25 protein-coding genes are annotated in these 25,340 nt (G+C 66.4%); 13 read left to right on the top strand and 12 right to left on the bottom strand.

The window, feature by feature from the left end:
- Positions 1 to 117 precede the first annotated feature (117 nt).
- The 3 genes from rplI to rpsF form a co-directional block, all read right to left on the bottom strand.
- Complete coding sequence (gene rplI, locus RDV64_RS14405; protein ID WP_309195614.1) at positions 118 to 720, bottom strand: 50S ribosomal protein L9; 603 nt, start codon at positions 718 to 720, stop codon at positions 118 to 120.
- Positions 721 to 852: 132 nt separating this feature from the next.
- Positions 853 to 1,101, bottom strand: a complete 249-nt coding sequence (rpsR, locus tag RDV64_RS14410; RefSeq protein WP_309195615.1) for a 30S ribosomal protein S18 — start codon at positions 1,099 to 1,101, stop codon at positions 853 to 855.
- Positions 1,101 to 1,568, bottom strand: coding sequence for a 30S ribosomal protein S6 (gene rpsF / locus RDV64_RS14415; protein WP_309195616.1), 468 nt, complete (start codon positions 1,566 to 1,568; stop codon positions 1,101 to 1,103). Before rpsF ends, rpsR begins: the two co-directional genes overlap by 1 nt.
- Positions 1,569 to 1,905: 337 nt before the next feature.
- Between rpsF and fabD the strand changes: the two genes are divergently transcribed.
- The 7 genes from fabD to gmk all read left to right on the top strand — a co-directional run bounded on the left by fabD (position 1,906) and on the right by gmk (position 8,039).
- Positions 1,906 to 2,847 (top strand): ACP S-malonyltransferase, encoded by a 942-nt coding sequence (gene fabD / locus RDV64_RS14420; protein ID WP_309195617.1) that lies wholly within the window; start codon positions 1,906 to 1,908, stop codon positions 2,845 to 2,847.
- A complete protein-coding gene (gene fabG, locus RDV64_RS14425) occupies positions 2,848 to 3,579 on the top strand; it encodes a 3-oxoacyl-[acyl-carrier-protein] reductase (RefSeq protein WP_309195618.1) in 732 nt (243 codons plus the stop codon). It abuts the gene before it with no gap.
- A gap of 175 nt (positions 3,580 to 3,754) precedes the next feature.
- The gene (locus RDV64_RS14430) at positions 3,755 to 3,994 is read left to right on the top strand and encodes an acyl carrier protein (protein ID WP_309195619.1); all 240 of its coding nucleotides are present in this window, start codon (positions 3,755 to 3,757) and stop codon (positions 3,992 to 3,994) included.
- Positions 3,995 to 4,042: 48 nt separating this feature from the next.
- The gene (fabF, locus tag RDV64_RS14435; protein WP_309195620.1) at positions 4,043 to 5,299 is read left to right on the top strand and encodes a beta-ketoacyl-ACP synthase II; all 1,257 of its coding nucleotides are present in this window, start codon (positions 4,043 to 4,045) and stop codon (positions 5,297 to 5,299) included.
- Between the two features lie 31 nt (positions 5,300 to 5,330).
- Complete coding sequence (gene mltG, locus RDV64_RS14440; protein WP_309195621.1) at positions 5,331 to 6,533, top strand: endolytic transglycosylase MltG; 1,203 nt, start codon at positions 5,331 to 5,333, stop codon at positions 6,531 to 6,533.
- 1 nt (position 6,534) lies between these two features.
- Positions 6,535 to 7,410 (top strand): YicC/YloC family endoribonuclease, encoded by an 876-nt coding sequence (locus tag RDV64_RS14445; RefSeq protein WP_309195622.1) that lies wholly within the window; start codon positions 6,535 to 6,537, stop codon positions 7,408 to 7,410.
- Positions 7,407 to 8,039 carry a guanylate kinase gene (gmk, locus tag RDV64_RS14450; protein ID WP_309195623.1) on the top strand — a complete coding sequence of 211 codons (633 nt, stop codon included), beginning with the start codon at positions 7,407 to 7,409 and terminating at the stop codon, positions 8,037 to 8,039. Before RDV64_RS14445 ends, gmk begins: the two co-directional genes overlap by 4 nt.
- Here gmk and rsmA read toward each other — a convergent pair.
- The 5 genes from rsmA to lptF form a co-directional block, all read right to left on the bottom strand.
- Complete coding sequence (rsmA, locus tag RDV64_RS14455; protein ID WP_309195624.1) at positions 8,023 to 8,919, bottom strand: 16S rRNA (adenine(1518)-N(6)/adenine(1519)-N(6))-dimethyltransferase RsmA; 897 nt, start codon at positions 8,917 to 8,919, stop codon at positions 8,023 to 8,025. The genes gmk and rsmA overlap by 17 nt on opposite strands.
- Before the next feature lie 8 nt (positions 8,920 to 8,927).
- On the bottom strand, positions 8,928 to 9,842 hold the full coding sequence (locus RDV64_RS14460) for a peptidylprolyl isomerase (RefSeq protein ID WP_309195625.1): 915 nt from the start codon (positions 9,840 to 9,842) through the stop codon (positions 8,928 to 8,930).
- 107 nt (positions 9,843 to 9,949) lie between these two features.
- Positions 9,950 to 12,295, bottom strand: coding sequence for an LPS assembly protein LptD (locus tag RDV64_RS14465; protein ID WP_309195626.1), 2,346 nt, complete (start codon positions 12,293 to 12,295; stop codon positions 9,950 to 9,952).
- Entirely contained in the window at positions 12,292 to 13,395 is a 1,104-nt protein-coding gene (lptG, locus tag RDV64_RS14470) for an LPS export ABC transporter permease LptG (protein ID WP_309195627.1), read from the bottom strand. Before lptG ends, RDV64_RS14465 begins: the two co-directional genes overlap by 4 nt.
- Entirely contained in the window at positions 13,392 to 14,777 is a 1,386-nt protein-coding gene (gene lptF / locus RDV64_RS14475) for an LPS export ABC transporter permease LptF (protein WP_309195628.1), read from the bottom strand. The genes lptG and lptF overlap by 4 nt, the downstream gene beginning before the upstream one ends.
- On the opposite strand from lptF, the gene RDV64_RS14480 reads away from it, so the two are divergent.
- The 3 genes from RDV64_RS14480 to RDV64_RS14490 are packed head-to-tail and all read left to right on the top strand — an operon-like array spanning position 14,776 to position 17,382.
- Complete coding sequence (locus tag RDV64_RS14480; RefSeq protein WP_309195629.1) at positions 14,776 to 16,305, top strand: leucyl aminopeptidase; 1,530 nt, start codon at positions 14,776 to 14,778, stop codon at positions 16,303 to 16,305. The genes lptF and RDV64_RS14480 overlap by 2 nt on opposite strands.
- An 8-nt stretch (positions 16,306 to 16,313) precedes the next feature.
- The gene (locus RDV64_RS14485) at positions 16,314 to 16,925 is read left to right on the top strand and encodes a glutathione S-transferase family protein (RefSeq protein ID WP_309195630.1); all 612 of its coding nucleotides are present in this window, start codon (positions 16,314 to 16,316) and stop codon (positions 16,923 to 16,925) included.
- A 7-nt stretch (positions 16,926 to 16,932) separates the two neighbouring features.
- Positions 16,933 to 17,382: a DNA polymerase III subunit chi gene (locus tag RDV64_RS14490; protein ID WP_309195631.1), complete on the top strand. Its 450-nt coding sequence runs from the start codon at positions 16,933 to 16,935 to the stop codon at positions 17,380 to 17,382.
- Positions 17,383 to 17,421: 39 nt separating this feature from the next.
- Here the strand turns inward: RDV64_RS14490 and RDV64_RS14495 are convergent, their stop codons facing one another.
- A complete protein-coding gene (locus tag RDV64_RS14495) occupies positions 17,422 to 18,318 on the bottom strand; it encodes a hypothetical protein (protein WP_309195632.1) in 897 nt (298 codons plus the stop codon).
- A 250-nt stretch (positions 18,319 to 18,568) separates the two neighbouring features.
- Here RDV64_RS14495 and RDV64_RS14500 point away from each other — a divergent pair, with 250 nt between their 5' ends.
- Positions 18,569 to 19,174 carry a ribonuclease HII gene (locus RDV64_RS14500; protein ID WP_309195633.1) on the top strand — a complete coding sequence of 202 codons (606 nt, stop codon included), beginning with the start codon at positions 18,569 to 18,571 and terminating at the stop codon, positions 19,172 to 19,174.
- A gap of 10 nt (positions 19,175 to 19,184) precedes the next feature.
- On the opposite strand, the gene RDV64_RS14505 is transcribed toward RDV64_RS14500, so the two are convergent.
- Positions 19,185 to 20,273 (bottom strand): PA0069 family radical SAM protein, encoded by a 1,089-nt coding sequence (locus RDV64_RS14505; RefSeq protein ID WP_309195634.1) that lies wholly within the window; start codon positions 20,271 to 20,273, stop codon positions 19,185 to 19,187.
- A gap of 77 nt (positions 20,274 to 20,350) precedes the next feature.
- Positions 20,351 to 20,881, bottom strand: coding sequence for a molybdenum cofactor biosynthesis protein B (gene moaB / locus RDV64_RS14510; protein WP_309195635.1), 531 nt, complete (start codon positions 20,879 to 20,881; stop codon positions 20,351 to 20,353).
- Between the two features lie 67 nt (positions 20,882 to 20,948).
- Between moaB and RDV64_RS14515 the strand changes: the two genes are divergently transcribed.
- Positions 20,949 to 23,249, top strand: a complete 2,301-nt coding sequence (locus RDV64_RS14515; RefSeq protein WP_309195636.1) for an NADP-dependent malic enzyme — start codon at positions 20,949 to 20,951, stop codon at positions 23,247 to 23,249.
- 152 nt (positions 23,250 to 23,401) lie between these two features.
- A complete protein-coding gene (locus tag RDV64_RS14520; RefSeq protein ID WP_309195637.1) occupies positions 23,402 to 24,628 on the top strand; it encodes a lytic murein transglycosylase in 1,227 nt (408 codons plus the stop codon).
- A gap of 1 nt (position 24,629) precedes the next feature.
- On the opposite strand, the gene RDV64_RS14525 is transcribed toward RDV64_RS14520, so the two are convergent.
- Positions 24,630 to 25,340, bottom strand: a complete 711-nt coding sequence (locus tag RDV64_RS14525) for an N-acetylmuramoyl-L-alanine amidase (RefSeq protein WP_309195638.1) — start codon at positions 25,338 to 25,340, stop codon at positions 24,630 to 24,632.

Consider the following 25,340-nt stretch of genomic DNA (forward strand, 5'->3'; position numbering starts at 1 on the left):
AGTGGTGAAAGCGAGGGGCGTTTGCGCAATGGCGTTGCAGAACAGCAAAAAGCCGGCGCCCTGGCGGGCGCCGGCTCTTGTCAGAGGCTGCTCGGTGCGCCGGGCGGCGCAACGCTGTCAGACGTCGGGCTGTTCGCCCTGACCCGGCGCGACAGCGGCTTCGTCGTCGCTCTCGCGGGCATCGTTGTAATCGTCGTCGTCATCATCGTCGTCATCGTCGCCGTAGACTTCGGGGGCGAGAACGTCCTCACCGGCGAACTGGCGCTCGGCTTCGTCCTTGGTGCGCGCGACGTTGATGATCACGGGCACGACCACTTCGGGGTGGAGGACGAGCATGATTTCGTGCAGGCCGATGGTCTTGATCGGGCCCTTCATGTCGACCTGGCGGCGCTCGACGCGGAAACCGTCGGCGGAAAGCACTTCGGCAATGTCGCGGGTGGACACCGAACCGTAGAGCTGGCCGGTCTGGCCTGCCTGGCGGATGGCGACGAAGGTCTTGCCGGAGACGCGCTTGGAGAGGGCCTCGGCCATCTGACGGCGCTCGGCGTTGCGCTCTTCAAGCTCGACCTTCTGGGCTTCGAACTGGGCGCGATTTTCGCGGTTGGAGCGAAGCGCCTTGCCCTGCGGCAGAAGGAAGTTGCGGCCGAAACCGTCGCGAACGCTGACGACTTCGCCCATTTCGCCGAGCTTGGGAACGCGCTCGAGTAGAATGACTTGCATTGGATCTGTCTCTTTATCTGTCCCGCCAGCGGCGGTTAGGGGCCGTGCCCCAGATGATCTGTCCCGCCGTGCGGCGGTTAGGGGCGGCTGCCCCAGATGGCGGCCGGGCGGTGAGGCCCGGCCGGCGCCGTCTTATTTGATGACGTAGGGGATGAGGCCGAGGAAGCGCGCACGCTTGATGGCCTTGGAGAGTTCGCGCTGCTTCTTCGCCGAGACGGCGGTGATGCGCGACGGGACGATCTTGCCGCGCTCGGAGATGTAGCGCTGCAGGAGCTTGACGTCCTTGTAGTCGATCGCCGGCGCGTTCGGGCCCGAAAAGGGGCACGTCTTCCGGCGGCGGAAGAACGGGCGACGGGTCGGCAGCTGAGCAATATCAACCATTAGGAGAACTCCCTTTCGCGGCGTTCAGGACGCGGGCCATCGCCGCGGTCGGGGCGGTCGGAACGCTCGGGCCGGTCACCACGATCACCGCGGGGGCCGTCGCCGTCACGCTCGCCCCGTTCCCGCCGGCGGCGGTCGTCGCGGTCGCGCTTCTGCTTCATGACGGACGGGCCGTCTTCGTGCTCGTCGACCTTCACGGTCAGCGTGCGCAGCACGTCTTCGTTGAGGCGCATCTGGCGCTCCATCTCCTGAACGGCAGGAGCCGGGGCATCGATGTCCATCAGCGCAAAGTGCGCCTTGCGGTTCTTGTTGATGCGGTATGCAAGGGTCTTGAGACCCCAGTTCTCGACCTTGCCGACCGAGCCGCCATTTTCGGTCAGCACTGTCGTGTACTGCTCGATCAGCTCATCGACAGCCGTGCTCGACACGTCCTGCCGGATCAGGAAAACACATTCGTATAGGGCCATGCCCACCTCTTTCTGTGGCGCGCCACCGTGGCGCTCTTCCCGTCGGCGCAAAGCCTCGTCGAAGCCCCAAGAGGCGTCCGACCTTCGCGAGCAGGGACACCGGTGGGCGGCAATCGAATGCCTCGGGCGCCTGCCAGCAGGCACGCGCACGCCACCGTTCAGCCCCTGGCCAACGTGGAAGAGGTGCACATAGGCGGCTGAATGCCTCAAAATCAAGCGGAAACTGGTGAGCTCGGTCACTTTCGCAGGCAACGGACTTGACGGGCCTGATGCAGCGGTGGTCTTTGCCGTTTCCCGTCCACACCTATACTGTGCACGCCGACCGACGCCGAGAGCCATGACAATCGCGTTTACCTTCCCCGGACAAGGCAGTCAGACCGTTGGTATGGGCCGTGCCTTGCACGATGCCTATCCGGTTTCCCGTGCCGTGTTTGCCGAAGTCGATGCCGCCCTGGGCGAATCGCTGTCTTCGCTGATCTTCGAAGGGCCGGAAGAGACGCTGCAGCTGACCGCCAATGCGCAGCCGGCGCTGATGGCCGTCAGCCTTGCGGCCATGCGGGCGCTGGAAAGCGAAGGCGTCAAGATGGCCGACGCCGCGCTGGTAGCCGGCCACTCACTCGGCGAATATTCCGCGCTTGCCGCCGCTGGCGCGCTGTCTCTCGGCGATGCGGCCAAGCTGCTGCGCCTGCGGGGCACGGCAATGCAGGCAGCGGTCCCGGCCGGCGAGGGGGCCATGGCCGCGCTCCTGGGGCTGGACCTTGAGGCCGCTGTAGAGGTCGCCGCGCTCGCGGCTGACGGCGATGTCTGCGAGGTCGCCAACGACAATGCGCCGGGACAGGTGGTGATTTCCGGGAGCCGGGCCGCTGTGGAGCGCGCCATCGAGCTCGCGCGCGGCCGCGGTGCCAAGCGGGCCATCCTGTTGCCGGTCAGCGCGCCGTTCCACTGTTCGCTGATGGGGCCTGCTGCCGAAAAGATGGCCGAGGCACTGGCAAGCGCCGATCTGAAGGCGCCGCAGGTGCCGCTCCTTGCCAACATTTCAGTGACACAGCTCACCGATCCGGCCGCGATTCGCGAAAGCCTGGTTGCCCAGGTCACGGGGCGGGTGCGCTGGCGCGAAAGCGTTGTCGCCATGGCTGAGGCCGGCGTGACCGAACTTGTGGAAATCGGTGCCGGCAAGGTGCTGTCGGGCCTCGTGCGCCGGATCGACAAGTCGCTCGGTGCCACCGCCATCAACACTCCAGAAGACGTTGCCAGCTTCGCTGCAGAGAGAGCCGCATAAATGTTCGACCTTTCCGGCAAGACCGCGCTCGTCACAGGCGCCACCGGCGGCATCGGCGGCGCCATTGCCGCCAGCCTCAAGGGGCAGGGCGCCAACGTGATCGTGACCGGCTCGACCATGGAGCGCGCCACGAAGGCTGCGGAGGCCATCGGCGCCACACCGCTGGCGGCGAACCTTGCCGACCGCGCGGCCGTGGATGCACTGGCCAAGGACGCCGAGGCGGCAGGCCCGGTGGACATTCTGGTCAACTGCGCCGGCGTCACCCGTGACGGGCTGATGATGCGGATGAAGGACGAGGATTTCGACCAGGTGCTCGAAATCAATCTCACCGCCGCGTTCCGCCTGTCCAAGGCGGTGATGCGCGGGATGATGAAGCGGCGCTGGGGCCGGATCGTCAATGTGGGGTCGGTGGTCGGCTTTTCCGGCAATGCCGGGCAGGCCAACTATGCGGCGGCCAAGGCGGGGCTTGTGGGCCTCACCAAGTCCATTGCGCGCGAAGTGGCGAGCCGTGGCATCACCGCCAACGTGGTGGCGCCCGGATACATCGCCACGTCGATGACCGATGTCTTGTCCGAAGATCAGCGTGCCGGCATCCTGACGGCCATTCCGGAAGGCTCCATCGGCACCCCGGAAGACATTGCAAACGCTGTGGTCTACCTGTCCAGCCTTGAGGCGCGCTACGTGACGGGGCAGACGCTCCACGTCAACGGCGGCATGGCGATGGGCTTTTAGAAGTGCAGCAACCGGTGAACAGAACTTTCCAAACGACAAAGTGTTGTGATACCGGCCTTTCGACGAGGGCTTACCGGCGCGGCCGAGCCCGCTAACTCCCATTCGCCGCGACCGGCCACGTGGACCTCCACGCGTCCGCGGCCTAACCAAGGCGGCAAGCCTTAAGGATGTTCCCATGAGTGATACCGCAGAACGCGTTAAGAAGATCGTTGTCGAGCACCTCGGCGTCGAGCAGGACAAAGTGACCGAGCAGGCGTCCTTTATCGACGACCTCGGCGCTGATTCGCTTGACACCGTCGAGTTGGTGATGGCGTTCGAAGAAGAATTCGGCGTGGAGATCCCCGACGACGCGGCAGAAACCATTCTGACCGTCGGCGACGCGATCAAGTTCCTCGACAAGAACGCCACGTCGTAAGACTGAAGCGTTTCGCAAAGATCTGACCTTTCTGTACGGAGTTTAATGGTGCGTCGCGTCGTTGTGACCGGTCTCGGGACAGTCAATCCGCTGGGTAGCGGGGCGGACGCGTCGTGGCGTGCGATCCTGAAAGGCCATTCGGGCGCGAAGGCGGTCGACCGCTGCAAAGTGGACGACCTGCCTTCGCGGATCGCCTGCCAGGTGCCACGGGGGAACGAGGACAACCCGTTCGACCCCGATGCCACGATGGATCCCAAGGACCAGCGGAAATTCGATGAATTCATCGTGTTTGCCGCCGCCGCTGCCGATGAGGCGATAGCCGATGCCGGCTGGAAGCCCACGGCGGAGCAAGAACTGGACCGGACCGGTGTTCTGATCGGATCCGGGATCGGTGGTCTCATTTCCATCGAGCGTTCGGCGAAGGCTCTTGAAGAGAGGGGGCCGCGCCGCGTCTCGCCTTTCTTCATCCCCGGCGCGCTCATCAACATGGCGTCCGGCCTCGTTTCCATCCGGCACGGCTTCCGCGGTCCCAACACCTCGGTGGTGACGGCTTGCTCCACCGGTTCGCACGCCATTGGCGACGCGGCCCGGCTGATCATGCTGGATGATGCCGACGTGATGATCGCCGGCGGTGCGGAAGCCTCGGTCGGGCGGCTGGCGCTGGCGGGCTTTGCGTCCTGCCGCGCGCTGTCCACCCACTTCAACGACACGCCCGAAAAGGCGTCGCGGCCTTATGACCGCGACCGCGACGGGTTCGTCATCGGCGAGGGCGCCGGCATTGTGGTGCTCGAAGAGTACGAGCACGCCAAGGCCCGTGGCGCGACCATCTATGGCGAGATCATCGGCTACGGTCTTTCGGGCGATGCCTACCACATCACTGCGCCGTCCAGCGACGGCAACGGCGCCTTCCGCTGCATGTCGGCGGCGCTGAAGCGGGCCGGCGTCGATCCATCGGACATCGATTACGTAAACGCCCACGGCACGTCCACGCCGCTGGGAGACGAGATCGAGCTGAATGCCGTCCATCGGATCATGAACGGCAACGGCAAGGGGCTCACCATGAGCTCCACCAAGTCGGCCACCGGGCACCTTCTGGGGGCTGCCGGCGCGGTCGAGGCGATCTTCTCGCTTCTCGCCATCCGCGACAATGTCGCACCGCCGACGATCAATCTGGACGATCCGTCCGTCGAGACCGATATCGACCTCGTGCCGCACGAGGCAAAGCAGAAGCCGATCAATACGGTTCTGTCCAACTCGTTCGGGTTCGGCGGCACCAATGCATCGCTCGTTTTCCGGCGCGTTTGATCCGAGGCGCGTCTAGTCCAGAGGATCGCACATGCGGCAACGCCGTCGCGGTAGCACCACCCCCCCGTTTCCCGGCAACACGCCCGTGGCCGGGGATGGCGACGCGGCGGCATCCCCGCGCCGGCGGCCCGAGCCGCTGGTCACCCCGACGGATGCGCGCGCCAAGGCCAAGGCTTCCATGAAAATGCAGACCTCCCGCCATCGCTCCGAGAAGGCGCGCCACCCGGTGGTGTTTCTTCTCAACTTCGTCCTGTTCTTCATCGTGATCACGCTGATTGCGGGCATCGCCGGCGTGGTCATCGGCCGGGACATGTACGTCGCCTCCGGCCCGCTGGCCGAAGACGTGCAGCTCAACATCCCGCGCGGCGCTTCGGTGCAGTCCATTGCCGCCGGGCTGGAAGCGCAGGAGATCATCTCCAACCAGTACGTGTTCCTGGCGGCCGCCTACACCAGCGGCGCCACCAAGAACATGAAAGCCGGCGAGTATGAAATTTCGGCGCGCTCGTCCATGGCCGAGGTTCTGGCCAAGATCGTGTCCGGCGAAGTGGTGCAGCACCAGATCACCATTGCGGAGGGCCTCACCTCCGCGCAGGTGGTCAAGCGCCTCAATGCCGACGACAGGCTGACGGGGACCATCCGTTCGATCCCGCCGGAGGGCAGCCTCCTGCCCGAAACCTTTGCCATCACACGCGGCATGAGCCGCGACCGGGTTCTGGAAATGATGCGCGATGCGCATGACCGGGTGCTGCGCGAGGCCTGGGAAAACCGCGATCCCGATCTGCCGCTCACGTCGCCGGAAGAGCTGGTGACGCTGGCATCCATTGTGGAGAAGGAAACCGGGCAGCCGGACGAACGCGACCATGTGGCCGGCGTCTTCGTCAATCGCCTCAACCGGCGCATGCGCCTCCAGTCCGACCCGACAATTCTTTACGGCCTTTATGGCGGCGAAGCGTGGGATGAAGGGCGGACGCTGACAAAGACCGACCTCAACCGCCCCAACTCCTACAACACCTACCAGATTGCAGCGCTCCCCCCCGGTCCGATCACCAATCCGGGCCGCGAAGCGATGATGGCGACAGCCAATCCGCTCCAGACGGACGATGTCTTCTTCGTCGCTGACGGGACCGGCGGCCATGTTTTCGCCGTCACCTACGAAGAGCATCTGGCGAACGTGGCAAAGTGGCGCGAGATCGAGCGCAACCGCGCATCCGCCAACGCCGCGACCACGCAGTAACGTGGCCGCCATCCAGTCCATGACGGGGTTTGCGAGCCGGGAGGGCGAGATCGACGGTCTTGCCTTCCAGATTGACGCGCGCTCGGTCAACAACCGTGCGCTGGATGTGCGCCTGCGTGTGCCACAGGGCTTCGAGCGGCAGGAAGCGGAACTGCGCAAAGCCGTGGCCGCAACCTTCCGGCGGGGGTCCGTCAACCTGACCGTCAGCGTGAAGCGCGCCGAGGTGGAGACCCGCTTCAGCGTCAACCACACACAGTTAATGACCTACGTGGACGCCATTGCGGCGCTTGCGGAAAGTGGCTCTGTGGCCGCGCCCCGTGCGGACGGGCTCCTCGCCCTGCGCGGAGTGATCGAGGCGGCCGAGGGCGACGAGACGGTCGCCGTGCCGGACATGATGGACGAGGCGCGCCAGGTTCTCGCCGCGCTGGAGGCGGACCGGCTGGAGGAGGGGGCGCGCATTCGCCCCGTGCTGGAAGACCAGCTGAGGGCAATGGACCGGCTGCGCGAGGCGATCGACGCGCATCCCGAGCGGGCGCTGCCGGCCATCCGCGCGCGCATCGAACGGCAGATTGCGGAGATGCTGTCCGGCGCCAGGGCGCTTTCCGATGAGCGGCTGCATCAGGAGGCCGCGCTCCTTGCCACCCGCGCCGACGTTCGCGAGGAGCTGGACCGCCTTGCCGCCCACATTGCGGCGGCGCGGGCATTGCTGGCCGAAGGCGGTGCCGTCGGCCGCAAGCTCGATTTCCTGTCCCAGGAACTCAACCGCGAAACCAACACAATCTGCGCAAAGGCGCCGCATCATGCCATCACCGCGCTCGGCCTGGAGCTGAAAGCGGTGGTGGAGCAGTTGCGTGAGCAGGTGCAGAACCTCGAATGACTGCAATCAACCGACGCGGCGTCCTTGTGGTGCTGTCCTCACCCTCCGGTGCGGGCAAAAGCACCCTGTCGCGCCTCCTTCTGGATCAGGACCACGGCCTTTCGCTGTCGGTGTCCGTCACCACCCGCAAGCGCCGCCCCAGCGAAGTGCAGGGCATCCACTACGATTTCGTGTCAGACGCCGAATTCGAGCGGATGCGCGAGCGGGGCGAGCTTCTGGAATGGGCCGAGGTGCACGGCAACAAGTACGCCACACCGCGCGATCCGGTGGAGCAGGCGCTGTCCGAGGGCCGGGACGTGTTGTTCGACATCGACTGGCAGGGCGCCGACCAGATGCGCGCCGCGATGGCTGATGATCTGGTCTCCATCTTCATCTTGCCGCCATCGGGTGCCGAGCTGCAAAGCCGCCTCGTGCGCCGGGCCGAGGATGACGAGGCGACCATCCGCCGCCGCCTCGACAATGCGCGCGAGGAGCTGACCCACTACAGCGATTACGATTATGTGGTGGTCAACGAGGATCTGGGGACGGCGCTGGCCGGTGTGACGGCGGTCCTGGCGGCCGAGCGCCTGCGCCGCCGCCGCCTGACCGAGCTTGACGGGTTCGTCTCGGACATCAGCAACGCTCTGTAGCGCGGGCCTGGACGAGCCTGGCGAGCGACACGAAGTCCGCCACCGAAACCCGCTCTGCGCGCTCGTTGGCCGGAATGCCGGCCGTCTCCAGCAGCGTATGCGCATCGCCCAGGCTCTTCAGGCTGGAGCGCAGCATCTTGCGCCGCTGGCCGAAGGCCGCCGCAGTCACCTTTTCCAGAACCTTCACCGGTACATCCCCGGCATCCGGTTTCGGGTCGAACCGCACCACGCTGGACCAGACCTTTGGCGGCGGCACGAAGGACGCGGGAGAAACATCGAAGAGTGACGTTGCGAACGCGCGGGCGCCCGTGAGCACGGCAAGGCGGCCGTAGGCATCAGCGCCGGTGTCCGCAACGATCCGGTCCGCCACCTCGCGCTGGACCATGACGGTGGCCGACGACCACCACGCCGGCCACGGGCCTGTCAGCCAGCCCGCAATCAGCGGCGTTGCCACATTGTAGGGTAGGTTCGCGCAGATGGCAGCGCCCTGCGGTGCAAGAGCCGTCCAGTCCACGCCCAGCGCGTCGCCGATGACAAGGGTAAGCTTCCCGCCGGCAGCCTCGACCAGCGGGGCGAGGGCCTCAGCGGCGCGCCTGTCCTTTTCCACGGCAATGACGCTGGCACCGGCGCGCACCAGCGAGCGGGTGAGACCGCCCGGCCCGGGGCCGATCTCCACAACCGTCTGGCCCGACAGCGGTGCATCCGGGTCGGCGCCGGGCGCCCGCGCGGATGCTGCAATCTTGTCCGTAAGGTTGCGGTCCAGAATGAAATGCTGGCCGAGCGACTTCTTGGCGGTGAAGCCGGTTGCCGCCAGCACCTCGCGCAGCGGCGGCAAGGCGTCGATCCGCGCACGCAGCGCGGCCAGCGAAGGGTCGGACACCGACCGGCCTAGCGGATTTCGATCACGGCATCGCGCCGGAGCTGGCGCAGGTATTGTTTGGAGAAGGCATCGCCGCGGGCCGCCGTCATGTCCGGCTCCAGCTTTTTCATGGCGGCATTGGTGGATTTGACGACCTTCTTGTCGCACACCGCAAGCATCACCATCCCGCGCGGCTGCGGGAAAGGTTCGGTCAGCTTGCCCACCGGGGTGGCTGCCAGAAGCTCCTGCACTGCGGGCGGAAAGTCCACATCCATCCGTGCGCCGAAGTCCCGCACGACCACGTTGCGGGTCTTTTTCGCCATGCTGACGCCTTCGCGGCACGACGTGAAGCGCTTGCGCAGATCGTTGGCTCTGGCGGTCGCCTGGCGGATCCGCTGGTCGGACGGATCATCCGGCAATGCGATCGTGATCTGGGTCAGGTCATAGCGGTTGCTGTCGATGGATTTTTCCTTGGTGTCGTCCTTCAGCAGCGCGGCGACGAGGTCCTGCTCGGTCACCGTGGCCAGTGCCTTGAAGCGGGCGCGGACGAGACGGCTGAAACCCACCTGGGCACGGATGCGGTCCTGCAGCGTCGACATGGACACGCCGGACTGCTTGAACGCGGCGTTGAGCTGGGCGCTGGAGATTTTCGCGTTCTTGGCGATGTTGGCGATGGCGGCGTTCACATCAGCGTCAGTCACCTTCAGACGGGCCTTCTCGACGGCGTCGTTCTGGATCGCTTCGTTGATCAGCTCATCGAGGGCGGCCTTGCTGCCGCCGGGCTGGCCGGTGAGGCGGAGGAGCTTTTGCCGCTGGGCCACCGCGTAGTTGGTGATGGGGCTGCCGTTGACCACGGCAACAATCCGCGTTTGCGCGGCAGCAGGCATTGCCGCCGTCGCCAGCATCGCGAAAAGGATAGCGAGAACGAGGCTGATACGCGCCATGATGACCGCCTTGTTTAAAGCCATAACCAGCTTTGGAACCAAAAGAACAACGTCCGCTGCGTCAGTCTAGAACGCAGCGAGCCCCTTGGCTGTAGCGTTGTCGGCGGTCAGTTATCAAGTCCCGGTGACACGGAGGTATTGCCGATGGTGCGCAATCCGAGCCGCAGAAACACCGTTCGGTCCACGGGCTCGGTGGCAAGACCGCCGCGGTCTTCGGAATAGGCGAGGGACACTGAAAGGGCGTCGTCGTCATAGGCAACGCCGGCGCCGTTGCGGATGATGTCGTTGTCCTGCATGTCGTAGCGGACCATCCCGAACAGGCGGACCCGGTCGAACACGCGCAGCGATGCGGAGCTGTGGATCTCCTCGCGCGGGTCGATATAGCCAAGGTCCGGCTGGCGGTTGAGGAAGGCGTAGACCACCCGCGTCGACAGGGGCCCGGCCTGTCCGGCCGCCGCAAGTTCGGCGCGTTCCACCGACAGGGTCTCGTCGTCGAACCGCGCATTGGCGGACAGGGTGAAGCCACGGGCGGTGTTGAGCGTCAGGTCGGCCACGAAATCGGACGTGTCGGTGTTGAGGCCGGACTCGCCGGTGGAGTCCAGAATGTCGGGCACTGCAAAGGAGTTGCGGCCGGCAAGGTGATAGGACTGGCCAACGGTGGCGGACAGGAAGCCGCCCGCATAGGTCTGCAGGGTGTAGCGCAGGCCCACATTGGCGCGCACGCCGCCCTCGACACGGTCGTAGCCGGAGAACTTGCTGGGGCCGAACAGGGTGGTGTCGTCAAACACCAGGCTTTGCGCATCATCGTTCTGAAGCTGGCCGATGCTGCCCTCGTTGGGGCTGGCGATCAATTCGGCCACCGGCTCGATGGTCTGCGTGCCCCAGCCGGCCGAGATCAGCCAGGGGTATCGGTAGTTCACGCCGACCCAGGGCATTGCCCGCAGCCGGAATTCATCATCCGCCAGCTGGGATACGTTGGGGTCGCGGTTGTTGAGGTAGAACAGGTCCGCCCGCGCGCCGGCGAACGGGGTGATGACCTGGCCGAGCGGGGCGATGATCTGCTTGCGCCACGCGACTTCCGCGCTCTGGCGCGCAAACGTGCCCTCCACGCCGCGGAAGCGGGGGACCAGCACGCCGTTGCTGAAGGCGCCGAACGCATCGGTTTCCTGCCGGCTCAGCGACGTGGTGTTGAAGCCATAGGACAGTTCGCCGCCCAGCACCGCACCGTCATAGACGCCCTCATAGTCGATGGCCGGGTGGACGTAGGCCTGCTTGCCCTGAAGCCGCTGCCCGACGCCCGAGAAGGGGGGCGGCGGGTTGAGAACGCGGGTCGACACATAGTCGTCCTGCAGGATGCGGAAGGCCCACAGCCTTGCCTCGAACGAGTTCCGCTTGCCGAGACCCTTGAGGTAAAGCGTGGTCGGTTCGGTCAGATTGTCGCTGGTGGTGAGGTCGTAATCGTTCAGGAAGCGTCGGTCGGTGGTGATCGTCGATTCCCAGCCATACTGCCAGCGGGGGTTGATGTAGAAGTTGCCGACGGTGGTCAGCGAGCCGCGGAAGTCGCGATCGCCGCTGGTGCCGTCGAACGCGTCCGGCGAAAGCTGGTAGATCCCGGCGGCCGAAATCTGGAAGGCGCCGGTGGAAGTGGCCTGCCGGTAGGTGATATCGCCCAGCGCGCCTTGCCGGGTCAGCCCGGTGAGGCCGTAGGTAACATCCCGCGAGGGACCCCACGTCTGGAAGTAGGAGCTGCGCACGCCCATGCCGAGCCGGTTGTTGTAGACCGCCGTCGGCATCAGGAAGCCCGATTTGCGGCGGACGGACGGGTCCGGAATGCTGAAGCTCGGCAGCGGGCCGATATTGGCGCCGAAGAACTCGAACGACGGATCCTCGAAACGGAGGCTTCTTTCTTTCTCGTCGGCGATGATGCGGCGCGCCTTGATGGCCCAGGTGGGGGGCGCATCCGGGCGGCGGCGGCACGAGTAGCACGCGGTGTAGCCGGCTTCCTCGAACACGGTCACGTCGCCGCCGGTCCGCTCGGCACGGTTGGCGGCAAGGCGGGTGCGGTAGATCGTGTCTGCGCGCAGTCCGGTCAGGAAACCGTCGCGGAAATCGTCCGAAAGCTCGACTTCACGGGCGATGACGACGTTGCCGCCGGGCTCCTCCAGACGAACGCCACGGCGCGCCACCAGCGTGTTGGTGCTCCGGTCATAGGTCACCTCGCTCGCGAAGAGCTGGTAGCCCTGGTAGGCGATGAACACGGCGCCGACGGCCGCCGCGCTGCCTGTCCGGGTGTCGTAGTGGAGCGAGTCGGCTTCGAGCAGCAGCTTGGCGTCGGTGTCCCCTTCGCCGATCTGCGGGATGAGCTGGGCGTGTGCGACGACCGGCAGGGCGGACGCAAGGCCGATGGTCGCGACGGAGGCGAGGAGCAGTCTGGACAGGGGGCCGCGCATCATCCGTCCTCCGTATAAAGGAGGGTCGTGGCGCCAATCAGCGCAGCGGCAAGGCCGGGCAGCCACGCGGCGTAGACGGGGCCCACGGCACCCGCCTCGCCAAGGTCGGATGCGACGGCAGAGGCAATATAAAGAACGAAGCCGGCAATGACGCCGCCCGTCACCGCGCGGGCCATGCCGCCAAGGCGGACAAGGCGGAGCGAGACCGAGGCCGCAATCAGAACCATCGCCGCCAACAGGAGCGGCCGTGCCAGCAACACCTGCTGCTGAAGCGCAAAGCGATGGGTGGGCAGGCCCGCGCGCCGGGCAAGCTCTACCGCGTTGGGGAGCTGCCAGAACGAAATGGCGTCGGGCCGTGCAACCGCCTCGCGCACTTCCACTGGGGTGAGTTTGGTTTCCACCCGTGCGGAGGTGAGGTCGGAGCGCGCCCCGTTCCGGTCGTATTGGGTGACGCGGTACAGTGTCCACTCACCGTTTCCGAGCGTTGCGGTGTCGGCCTCGATGCGGCCGGCGAAGCGGTTTTCAAGGTCGAACAGGTGAACTTCCACACGGTAAAGGGTGAGGCCATCCGAGCTGGCGGCCGAGGCGTGCATGATGGAGCCGCCGGAGGGGCCTTCCTGGCGGAACCAGACCGAGCGGGTGCCACCAGTCAGCATTCGTGTCTCCTTGCCCAGAACGCGGGCACTCAGGACCTCGGAGCGCTCGCGCGCTGCAGCGGAGAGCGGGTTGTAAAGGGTGGTGGCGGCCACGCCAAGCAGCATGACCACAACCAGGCCCGGCATGATGAACTGCCACACAGAAACGCCGGCCGCGCGCATCACCGCAAGCTCCAGCCGCCTGTTGAGCGCCAGAAAGGCGGCAATGGCGCCGAACAGGACGGCAAAGGGCAGGAACTCCTCGGTGAGGGAGGGGGTCTTGTAGAAGGAGGCGAGCACCGCGTCGGCGGCCGAAAAGCTTTCCCGGTCGACCGAGCGGCGGATGAGCTCCACCGCATCGGCCAGAAAGATGATCGCGCTGCCGAGCAGAAAGAAGCCGACGATCCAGCGCAGGAAGATGAGCGCCAGATAGCGCGACAGGGTGAAGCCGGGGGCAACGCGCATCATGCCCGCGCTCCCGCAGGCCGCGCCCACAGCGCCGCAAGGCGGCTCGCAACAGCATTCCACAGCCGCTCGTGGAGGGTGATCGTGCGGTCGGTCGCAATCAGCGTGAGGGCAATGGCGGCGGCAGCGGCCAGCACCACGAACACCAGGGGCGCCAGCGCGGGTGACCCGTCTGCGGCGAGCAGCGTGCCGTATGTGGCGGAGCGGACGGCCGCAACGCCGAGGCCCGCGGCGATGATCCCCGCCATCCGGCTCTGCCGGTGCATCCGTGGGTCGCCCACAAACAGGAAAACGATGAGGGCGTAGACGAACGGCGCCAGCGGCTGCGCCAGCCGGTCCAGAAGTTCGGTCTTGAAACGCGCCTCGCGCTCGGCGCGGTAGGTGTCGTCGGGGTCGGGCGTCAGAAGCTCCACCAGCGTCCGCTCCGACGGGCGCAGCGCGGTGGTCACCGGACCGCCGGAAAGGTCCGTCAGGTCGAATGCGTAGGCGTCGAACGCGACGACGGAGAGTTCGTTTTCCGGCCGCTCAAGGCGCTGGAGGCTGCCGTTGGTCATCACCAGAAGGGTGTTTTCCGCCGCCTCGACGACGCGGCCGGTCTCCGCAAGGTAGGTGAGCGAAACGTCGGCAGAGCGGCTGTCCGACAGGAGAAGCCCTTCCAGCGAACCGTCGGCCAGCCGGTCGCGGATGTGGACGGTAAGCCCGTCCTCGATCTCGATGAAGCGGCCGGGCTGGACGATGGAGGTCACCACGTCGGCGCGAACGTCGGTCAGCATGACGCGGGCTTTGGCAAGGCCTGCGGGCGCCACATGGACGACGCCGACGGCCACCAGCAGTGCGCACGCGCCGGCGGCAAAGAGGGCAGGCGTCAGAAGGCGGAAGCGGCCGGCGCCGGACGCGCCCATCACCACCAGCTCGCTGTCGCGGTTGAGCCCGTCATAGACCGCGACCATGGCGATGACGAACGCGATCGGCGCAAGGAGCGTGGCGAGATAGGGGACGGCCAGCATGGTCAGCTCGAAGAAGACGGCGAACGTCTGCCCCTTGGACGTCACAAGGTCGAGCCGCTGAAGGGCTTGGGTGGACCAGATGATCAACGTCAGCACCAGCAGGCAGGCTGGAAACAGCGTCAAGATCCGCCGACACATATACCAATTTAGCAGCGGCATGGACCTCTCGCCACAACAGGGGAGGCCCTGCACAAAGCTGCAGCGCCCCTCATACTGGCCTACACCAACGCCTGTCAGGGTTGAAGAATCGCTTCGGTTTTGGGTGAACAAATCCTTGCCAAGATGTTGCCGGCGTGTCCTGAAGGACGCACCGATATGGAGTTGTCCCCATGCGTCAAAGCGGATACGTCCCAAAGACGCCGTGAAAGGACCCTCCATGCCTCAGCTTCCCGTGATCACATTTGCGCCCGAAACCCTGCCAGCCGGGGGGACGCTCGTCGTGTTCGCCGCCGAAGATCTGGCGCTCGGTGACGCCGCCATGCGGGTCGACGCCGCAACCGACGGGCTGGTGAAGGCCGCGGCAGAAGCGCAAGGGTTCAAGGGCAAGCGTTTTGGCACCATGCTGATTGCGATGCCCCGTGGCATCGAGGCCACCGGACTTCTGGTCGTCGGCCTCGGCGATCCGGCAAAGCTGACCGAAGCGGACTGGTCCAAGCTCGGCGGATCGGTGATCGGCGCGCTGCCCTCCGGCCCCAACAGCGACGTGACGGTGCTGGCCGAAACGCCCGCTGGCGCGCTGGGTGCCGCCGAAGCCGCCGAGATTGCGCTCGGCATGACGCTGCGCAGCTACAGCTTCGACACCTACAAGAGCAAGAAGGCCGAGGACCCGGCTCCGGCGGCCCGCAAGATCATCATCAGCGGCGGCGACAGCGACGCGGCCGGCAAGGCGTGGGAGCGCGTTTCGGCCATTGGCGCCGGCGTCATCCTGGCGCGCGAGCTGGTCAACGAGCCCCCCAACGTGCTGGGCCCGGTGGAGTTTGCGGACAAGGCCGAGGCGCTGCGCGACCTTGGCGTGACGGTGACGATCCTGGAGCCCGCAGAGCTGGAACGCCTTGAAATGCGCGCTCTTCTCGGCGTGGCGCAGGGCTCGGAGCGGCCCGCCCGCGTTGCCATCATGGAATGGATGAAGGGCCCGGCGGAAGTGAAGCCCGTTGCGCTGGTGGGCAAGGGCGTCGTGTTCGACACCGGCGGCATCTCCATCAAGCCGGCCGGCGGGATGGAAGACATGAAGGGCGACATGGGCGGCGCGGCTGCCGTGATCGGCACCATGCATGCGCTGGCGGCCCGCAACGCCAGGGTCAATGCCGTCGGCGTGATCGGCCTCGTGGAAAACATGCCGGACGGCAAGGCCCAGCGGCCGGGCGACATCGTGAAATCGAAGTCGGGGCAGACCATCGAGATCATCAACACCGACGCCGAAGGGCGTCTGGTGCTGGCCGATCTCCTTACCCACACCATCGAGACGTATGAGCCCAAGGTGGTCATCGACCTTGCGACGCTGACCGGCGCCGTGATCGTCGCTCTCGGCCACTTCAACGCCGGCATGTACACCGACGACGATACGGTGGCCGCGCAGCTGTCCGATGCGGGCAAGGCCACGGGCGATCTCGTCTGGCGGATGCCGCTGTCGAAGGACTATGACGGGCTGATCGACTCGAAATTCGCCGACATGAAGAACACCGGCGGGCGCTGGGCCGGCTCCGTTACCGCCGCGCAGTTCCTGAAGCGCTTTGCCAAGGACTCGCTCTGGGTCCACCTCGACATTGCGGGCACCGGCTTCGGTGCGCCCGCCAACGAGATCAGCCGCACGTTCGCCTCCGGCTTCGGCGTGCGCCTTCTCGACCGCTTCATCGCCGACTTCCACGAAGACGGCGCCGACAAGACCCCCCGCGGCCCCGCAGCGTGAGCACAGGCATGAAACTTTACACCGCAGGCGCGTCCCCCTTCGGACGGACAGTCGAACTCGTTGCCTATGAGCTGGGCCTCCACGAGGACATCGAGATCATCGCGACCAAGGTCGCCCCGACCACCGCCAACAAGGACTATCAGGCGACCTTCCCGCTGCGGAAGATCCCGGCGCTGGTCACCGAAGAGGGCGTCGTTCTCGGCGAATCCGGGTTGATTGCGCAGTATCTTGCCGCCCGCGTTGGCGACACGCACCTGTTTGCGCAGAACGCACCGGAACACTGGCAGGTCCTGTCGGACTACATGCTCGCCAAGGGGATGGCCGACTGCGCGGTTGGCTGCCGTTACGAGCTGGCCGTCCGCCCCGAAGAAAAGCGCTGGCAGCCCTGGGTCGACGATCAGCTGGACAAGATCGACGCCGGCCTTGCCCACTTCGCCAAGACGCCGCCGACCACCGAGGGCCGGCTCACCATCGCCGCCATCGCGCTCGGCGCAACGCTCGGCTATCTCGACTTCCGCTTTGACGGGATTGTCGACTGGCGCGGCAAGTACCCGGCGCTGGTGGCGTGGGCGGAGCCGCTGTTCGCGCGCCCGTCCTTCGCCGCAACCATGCCCGGCTGAGCCTGCCATGGCCGAGGTGATGTTCTATCACCTTGAGCATCAGGAGCTCGAGGATGTTCTCCCCGTGCTCCTGGAGAAGACGCTCGCGCGCGGCTGGAAGGCAGTGGTCGAACTGCCGGACGCTGCGCGCCTTGAAACGCTGGACCGTCACCTCTGGGTCTTCCGCGAGGACAGCTTTCTGCCCCACGCCAGTGAGCGCGAGGATTCGGGCGAGCAGCAGCCTGTCTGGCTGACGACGGGCCGGACCAACCCCAACGGCGCAGCGGTGCGCTTTCTGGCGGGCGGCGCCGAGCCGGAGGCGGTGGCGGACTATGCCCGCGTGATCTTGCTGTTCTCGTCGGACGATGAAGCGGCCATTGCGCGTGCGCGCCAGCACTGGAAGCCGCTGAAGGCCGCGGGCCACGATTGCACCTACTGGCAGCAGACCCTTGCGGGCGGCTGGACCAAGAAAGCCTGACGCGGCAGCTGCCGCGCCGATCTGCCCCTCAAGCGGCGCTCAGGCCCAAAGGCGGCGGGGAGAGGGTTCGCGCTGATGGTGCGGCTCGGCATGCGCACGGGCGGCCTGAGCTTCCTGTGTCTTGGCACGGGCCGCTTCACGCAGCCGCTCTGAACGGCTCAGCTGCGGCTGCGGCTCCGGTGGCAGCGCAGCGGCGATAACGGCGCTGGTCGCCTCGGCCTTTTCACGCGCGCGCTCGAAGCGGCTCAGCGGCCGCGCTTCCAGCCGCGCAATCCGCGCCTCCAGGGCCTGAATGGTCAGCTGCAACGCCGCGATGATTTCCGCGTCCTGCTTGCTGCGTTGTTCGGGTGCCGGCGTTTCGGCGCGGGGGGGCGGGGCCTCGGCTGCCGGCTCGGCGCGCACGGCCTCGGTCCATGTGGCGGTGCGCCGCAAAGTGGGGCGACCTGTCTCGGCCGGCACACGCGCCTCGTAATATGGCCGGGGCCGCTCCGGCGCCGGAACGCGCCGGGCGTCCAGCGGCTCGGCCTCATAGCGTGGCGCGCGGCCCGGCCACCCTGCCGGTTCAGCGGGCGCGGCATAGCGCGGCTGCTCCGGCGGCCGTTCGCGGCCCGGCGATGCGGGTTGAACGGCGCGGTTGCGATAGCGTCGGTCTTCGATGGCGCGGGCAAGCTCGTGAAAATCGCCATAGCTGGCAGGCTCGCCCTGACGCGGCGCATAACGCGGCGCCGCATAGGCCGGGCGTGGCGGGGCAGGCTGATATTCGGCTGCGCTGAGGCGCTCTTCCACGTAGGTCTGGCGCCATGGTGCAGCGCGCGACTCGCGGATCTCCGCGCCGGGGTCCCGCGGCGCGTTCGGGTGGGGATAGGGGGCCCATGCTTCGGGTTCACCCATGAGCGCTGCACCCTGATAGTTGCGATCGTACGGTCTGTTCAGCATGCGCATCCCCATCTGAGAGCGGCTTCCACGGCCGGAAGTGCAACGAATCAAAAGTCATCAATTCCAGCGTCCGGGAGATTGGACAGTTGTCCGGCGTTTAACGCAAAGCCTTAGCGGCCTTTTGCACAGCCTGAACGCGAACGGGGGGCGACTTGCGGGGAGAATTCATCTGGCGACTTCAAATTTGCCGGCAGATGGCCGATCAGGGCCTGGTAAAATCGGACAGGCTGCGGCGCTGGGAGAAAGACTGATGGAGCGGCCATCGCGTTACCGGCAGATCGTCTGCGGTGTCGATGAGGCGGGGCGCGGGCCGTGGGCGGGGCCCGTTGTGGTGGCCGCCGTGATCCTCGACCGCGCATCCCCCATTCATGGGCTCGACGATTCCAAGAAGTTGAGCGCACACCGGCGCGAGGTTCTGTTCGGCGAGATCATGGCGTCCTCCTGGGTGGCCGTTGCCACTGTGGGCTGCGATCGGATCGAAGCGATGAATATCCGCGGCGCCACGCTTCATGGCATGACGCTGGCGATTGGCGGGCTGGCGCTCCGGCCGACCCTTGCCCTCATCGACGGCAACGCGCTGCCGCCCGGCTGCCCGGTGAAGGCACGGGCCCTGGTGGGCGGCGACGGGCGGTCTGCCTCCATTGCCGCGGCCTCCATCGTGGCCAAGGTGACGCGGGACCGGCTGATGGTGCGGCTGGCGAGGGCGTGTCCCGGCTACGGCTTCGAGGCGCACAAGGGCTACGGCACGGCGCGTCACCGCGAAGCGCTCGACCGGCTCGGCCCCTCCATCCACCACCGCCGGGGTTTTGCGCCCATCCGCGCAGCGCTCGCTGCAAGGCTGCAGGCTGCCTTGTAGGACCACGCCCCTAAAAGAGCTCCAGTTGCGCGCGCTCCCGCTGCGGCGGCTGAAACAGGTCCGTGCGCAGCCGCAGCGAGCCGACATCAAGGCCGTGCCGCTTGGACGCCAGCGCCATGCGCGCTGCAATCGCGTCGGCAAACGGGCCTTCGCCGCGCTGGCGGTGGCCCCAGCGGGCGTCGTAATCCTTGCCGCCGCGCATCGCCTGCATCACCGACATCACCCGCCGTGCCCGGTCCGGAAAATGCCGGCCGAGCCAGTCGCGCATGATGTCGCTCACCTCGTGCGGAAGGCGCAGCATCACAAAGTTCACGCGGGTTGCGCCGGCCTCGGCAACGGCGGCCACAATGTCCTCGATCTCGTGGTCGTTGATGGCGGGGATGATCGGCGCAATGAGGGCGCTGACCGGCACACCCGCTGCGCTGAGTGCCGCGATGGCGGCAAGCCGCTTCTTCGGCGTCGGCGCGCGCGGCTCCATCAGGCGGGCAAGGTGCGGGTCGAGCGTTGTCACCGAAAGGCCGACCTTGGTGAGGTTGTCGGCGGCCATCGGGCCCAGAATGTCGAGGTCGCGCAGCACCAGATCGGACTTCGTGACAATGCCGACCGGGTGCCGCACGCGCGCCAGAACCTCCAGGATCTCTCGGGTTATGCGGCGGGTTCGCTCGATGGGCTGGTAGGGGTCGGTGTTGGTGCCGATGGCGATGGAGCGGGGCTTGTAGGAGGGCGCTGAAAGCTCCCGCTCCAGCAACGCCGCAGCGTTCGGTTTGGCGTAGAGCCGCGTCTCGAAATCGAGGCCGGGCGACAGGCCGAGATAGGCGTGGGAAGGCCGTGCGAAACAGTAGACGCAACCGTGCTCGCAGCCGCGATAGGCGTTGATCGACCGGTCGAAGCCGATGTCGGGCGATGCATTGCGGGTGATGATGGTGCGCGCCGCCTCGTCGGTCACGCGGGTGCGCAGCGGCGGCAGGTCGGCCTCCGGGTCGGTGCCCCAGCCGTCGTCCGCCTTGGCCCGCCGCTCAGGCTCGAACCGGCCGTCCGGGTTGATGCCCGCACCGCGCCCCGGCTTTTGAGTTCGCGCTATGTTCAGTGATACGGCCATAAAGATCTCCTGCCGGGGCCGAGAATACGCTGGCTTCACACGGCGCTCAATCACGTTTTGTTCTATTTTTCGCGCGCCTATCGTTCGGCGAGGCGCGGCATTATTTCGACAAAGTTGCAGGGGCGGAAGCGGAAGTCGAACTGCTGGGCGAAGACGCCGTCCCACGCATCGCGGCACGCCCCCGGCGACCCCGGCAGCACGAATACGAACGTGGTCCCGATCAGCCCGGCGGTGGCGCGCGACTGGATGGTGGAGGTGCCGATCTTTCCAAACGAGAGAGCGTGAAACACGGCCGAAAAGCCCTCCATCCGCTTGGTGAAAAGCGGCTCCAGCGCCTCCGGCGTCACGTCCCGCCCGGTAAAGCCCGTGCCGCCGGTGGTCAGCACGACATCGGTGCCGGGGTCGTCCACGCCATCCATCACGGCGGCGCGAATGGCATCCGCATCGTCCGGCACGATGGTCCGTGCGCAAAGGGTGTGGCCTGCGGCTTCGATGCGGTCTGCCAGAGTGTCGCCGGATTTGTCCGTGGCTGGCGTGCGGCTGTCGGAGACGGTGATCACCCGAAAATTGACCGCATGAAATGGCCGTGTTTCGTCGATTTTCGGCATTAGACCCATTCCACCTTGTTGCTCTCGGCCTGCTCCGCCCATACTCCAGAGGTGCACGAGGACCGCCATGACCGACCAGCCCACCGCACTCGACCTTGCCGCGCTCGCCTATCACAGCCGGGAGCCTGCCGGAAAGCTAGAGATCAAGGCCACGAAGCCGCTGGCCACCCAGCGCGATCTCTCGCTGGCCTACTCGCCGGGCGTCGCCGCGCCCTGCCTCGAAATTGCGCGCGATCCGCTGACCGCGCTCGACTATACCGCGCGCGGCAACGTGGTCGCCGTCATCACCAACGGCACGGCGGTGCTGGGGCTAGGCGCCATCGGGCCGCTGGCCTCCAAGCCGGTGATGGAGGGCAAGGCCGTCCTCTTCAAGAAGTTCGCCAACATCGACGGCATCGACATCGAGGTCGACGAGACGAACATCGAGAAATTCTGCGACATTGTGGCAGCGCTCGAACCGTCCTTCGGCGGCATCAACCTTGAAGACATTCGCGGGCCGGACTGCTTTGCCATCGAGGAAGAGCTGAAGAAGCGGATGGCGATCCCCGTCTTCCACGACGACCAGCACGGCACCGCGATCATCGTGTCCGCGGCGGTCCTCAACGGTCTGCGCATCTCCGGCAAGAACCTCAGCGAGATGCGCATCGTGACGGCGGGCGCGGGGGCGGCGGCGCTGTCCTGCCTCAACCTACTTCTGTCGTTGGGCGCAAAACTCGAAAACATCATCGTCACCGACATTGACGGCGTGGTCCACGAGGGCCGCAACGAGAGCATGGACCCGTGGAAGGCGAAATTCGCGCGCACCACGGAGCTGCGTACGCTGCGTGAAGCGATGGTGGGGGCCGACATTTTCCTCGGCCTGTCCGCCGCCGGCATCGTGAAGCCGGAGATGGTCAAGGACATGGCCGAGCGGCCGATGGTTCTGGCGCTCGCCAACCCCACGCCCGAAATCATGCCTGACCTCGTGAAGGAAATCCGCCCGGATGCGCTGATCTGCACCGGCCGGTCCGATTTCCCCAACCAGGTCAACAACGTCATCTGCTTCCCCTACCTCTTCCGGGGCGCGCTGGATGCCGGCGCGACGGCGATCAACGAAGAGATGAAGCTCGCCGCCGTCGAGGCCATCGCCTCGCTGGCGCGCGAGCGGCCGACCGAGGAAGTCGCGCGGGCCTACGGCGGTGTCGTCTCGACGTTCGGGCCGGAATATCTCATCCCGGCGCCGTTCGACCCGCGGCTGATCCTGCGCATTGCACCGGCCGTCGCCAAGGCTGCGGCCGAGACCGGCGTTGCCCAGCGGCCCATCGCGGACATGGCGGCCTACAGCGAGCGTCTTGCCCGCTTCGTGTTCCGCTCCGGCTCCATCATGAAGCCGCTGTTCGCCTCGGCTGCCGCGGCCAACAGCACCAACCGCATCGTGTTCGCCGAAGCCGAGGACGAGCGCGTGCTGCGCGCTGCGGAGATCTTGCTGGAGGAGGGCTTCGGCACGCCCGTGCTCATCGGTCGCCGCCGGGTCATGGAAGCGCGGGCCGAACGTGCCGGGCTCACCCGCGTGCCGCACGACGCCGAGCAGATCGACCCCGAAGACGATCCCCGCTACCGCGAGTACGTGGACGAGTATTTCGGCCTCGTCGGCCGCAAGGGGGTGACGCCCAGCGCAGCGCGCACCGTGGTGCGCACCAACACCACCGTGATCGGCGCGCTCGCGGTGCTGCGCGGCGAGGCCGATGCGCTGATCTGCGGCGCCGAAGGCTCCTACAAGTCCCACGTGAAGGCCATTGCGCAGGTGATTGGCGTGGAGGAGGGCGTGAGCAACCTTGCCGCCCTCTCGCTGCTCCTGTCGGACCGGGAAACACTGTTCCTGGTGGATACCATGGTCAGCGACCACCCGTCGCCCAAGCAAATTGCCGAGATGACAATGCTCGCGGCCGAAAAGGTGCGCGCGTTCGGCATCACGCCGCGGGTGGCGCTCCTGTCGGCGTCGCACTTCGGCTCGCGTGACGTCGCCTCGGCTGTGCAGATGCGCGAGGCGCTCGCCATCTTGCGCAAGCTGGCGCCGGATCTGGAGGTGGACGGCGAGATGAACGGTGAGGATGCGCTGATCGAGAGCGTGCGCAACCGCGCGATGCCCGATAGTCCGCTGACGGGGAGCGCCAACCTCCTGGTCTTCCCCAACATCGATTCGGCGCACATCGCGATGACGCTGCTTCAGGGCGTGACCGACGCGCTGCACGTCGGCCCGATCCTTCTGGGCACCCGCCTTTCGGCGCACATCACCACCCAGTCCACCACCGCCCGCGGCATTTTGAACCTGACGGCCATTGCCATTGCGGATGCAGCCTCCCGCAAAAGCCGCAGTGCGGAGGGCTAGAGACATGATTTGGCGCGCATTCTTGCGAGTGCGCGGCGTCTGACAAGGCGAGGTACGGCGAAGTTCGCATTCCGTGCCCCGTTTTGGTAAAGGCACTTTCAACCAATTTACGACAACAAGTTCGTTTGACGTTATTTTGGAGTTGCGCAGCGATGTTCGCCAGATCGACGATTTTGCGCCTTGCGGGGGGCGCGGCTCTTGCCGCCATCACGTTGGGGGCTGGAACGCTCACCAATGTACGTCCGGCAGCCGCGGACGCGTTTTCCAATTGCGTTGCCGGCAAATGGTCCGCGGCGCGCAGTGCAGGCGTCAGCCGCGCCACATTCGACGCGGCGACCCGCAATCTCCGGCCCGACAAGACCACGCTGAAATTCGCCAACAAGCAGGCCGAATTCGTCAAGCCGATCTGGGAATATCTGGATACGGCCGTCAGCGACAAGCGCGTTTCCACCGGCAGGCAGATGCTGCGCAAGCACGGTTCGACGCTGAAGCAGATTGGCGCGCGCTACCAGGTCGACCCGGAAGTGGTGCTGGCGATCTGGGGGATGGAGACCAGCTACGGCTCCTACATGGGCGACCACAACGCGGTGCAGGCAGCAGCGACGCTGGCCTGCATGGGCGGCCGCCGTAACACCTTCTGGACCAAGCAGTTTGCCGCTGCGCTGAAGATCGCGCAGGACGGCCACGTTCCGCTGAACAAGATGAACTCGTCCTGGGGCGCCGCGATGGGCCACACGCAGTTCATTCCCACAAGCTGGCAGGCCTACGCTGCTGACTTTGATGGCGACGGCAAGCGCGACATCTGGCGCTCGATCCCCGATGCGTTTGCCTCCACCGCCAACTACCTCAAGAAAGCCGGCTGGAACTACCAGCAGACCTGGGGCTACGAGGTGGCGATCCCATCGAACTTCGACCACTCGAAGGCCGACGGCAAGAAGAAGCGCTCGCTGCGCGAATGGTCGAGCCTCGGCATCAAGCGCACCAATGGACGGCCCTGGCCGCGCCCGTCCGATCAGGCCTATCTCTACTATCCTGCCGGGGCGAAGGGACCTGCGTTCCTGATGCTGAAGAACTTCGATGTCATCAAGCGCTACAACAACGCCGATGCCTACGCGCTGGGCGTCGGGCATCTGGCGGACCGGATTGTGGGCGGCGGTGATTTTTCACAGAGCTGGCCGCGCAACGAACGTCCGCTGTCTCGCGCCGAAGTGCGCGAAATGCAGTCGATCCTGACGCGGCGCGGGTTCCCCACCGGCGGGATCGACGGCAGCGTTGGCCCCAATACGCGCAAGGCGATCCGCAACTACCAGAAGAAGGCCGGCGCCATTCCCGACGGGTTCGCCTCCAACCAGTTCCTGTCGGACCTGCGCCGCCAGTAAGTCAGCGGTGCGGATCGGCTGCCCGATCGGCAGCCACCGCATCGGCAAAGGCGCGGGCAAGCGCCAGCGTGAGCCCGTCGGCTTGGGCATCCACGGCATCCGGCCGCATCCGCCGGTGAAAGGCGCGCACCAGCGCCGCGGCCTCGGCATCATCGTCCGGCATTTTATAGCCGCACCGGTTCAATGCCGCGAACAGCGAGGGCGCCGTGACGTCGTCAGCCGGGGGGACGGCCTTCACCCCCAGCGCCAGCCCGGCCTCGATCAGCTGCGACCATGGAAAGCCTTCGCCCGGGTCGATCTTGCGCAGCGGCGCCACGTCCGAGTGGGCCACCACGTTGCGCGGTGCAATACTCCACCGAGAACATATCGCTTCAAGCAGGGTGAGGAGCGCCGCCATTTGCGCAGCGGGAAAGCTCGGTGGGCCCGGCCGGTGGCCCGGACTGTCGAGCTCGATGCCGATGCTGCGGCTGTTGACGTCGCTGGAGCCGTCCCAGTGCGAGACACCGGCGTGCCAGGCGCGGTCTTCCTCACGCACCATCTGCGTCACCTTGCCGTCTGCGCCGATGAGGTAGTGGGCGCTGACCCGGCTTTCCGGGTTGCACAGCCAAGCCTGCGCGCCGGCAGCGTCTTCCATGTCGGTATAATGGAGGACCACCATGTCCGGCGGGCCGGAGCGCACGTCGAAATTGGGGGAGGGGACGAAGACCGGCAC

The sequence above is a fragment of the Acuticoccus sp. MNP-M23 genome, assembly GCF_031195445.1.
Lineage (GTDB): Bacteria > Pseudomonadota > Alphaproteobacteria > Rhizobiales > Amorphaceae > Acuticoccus.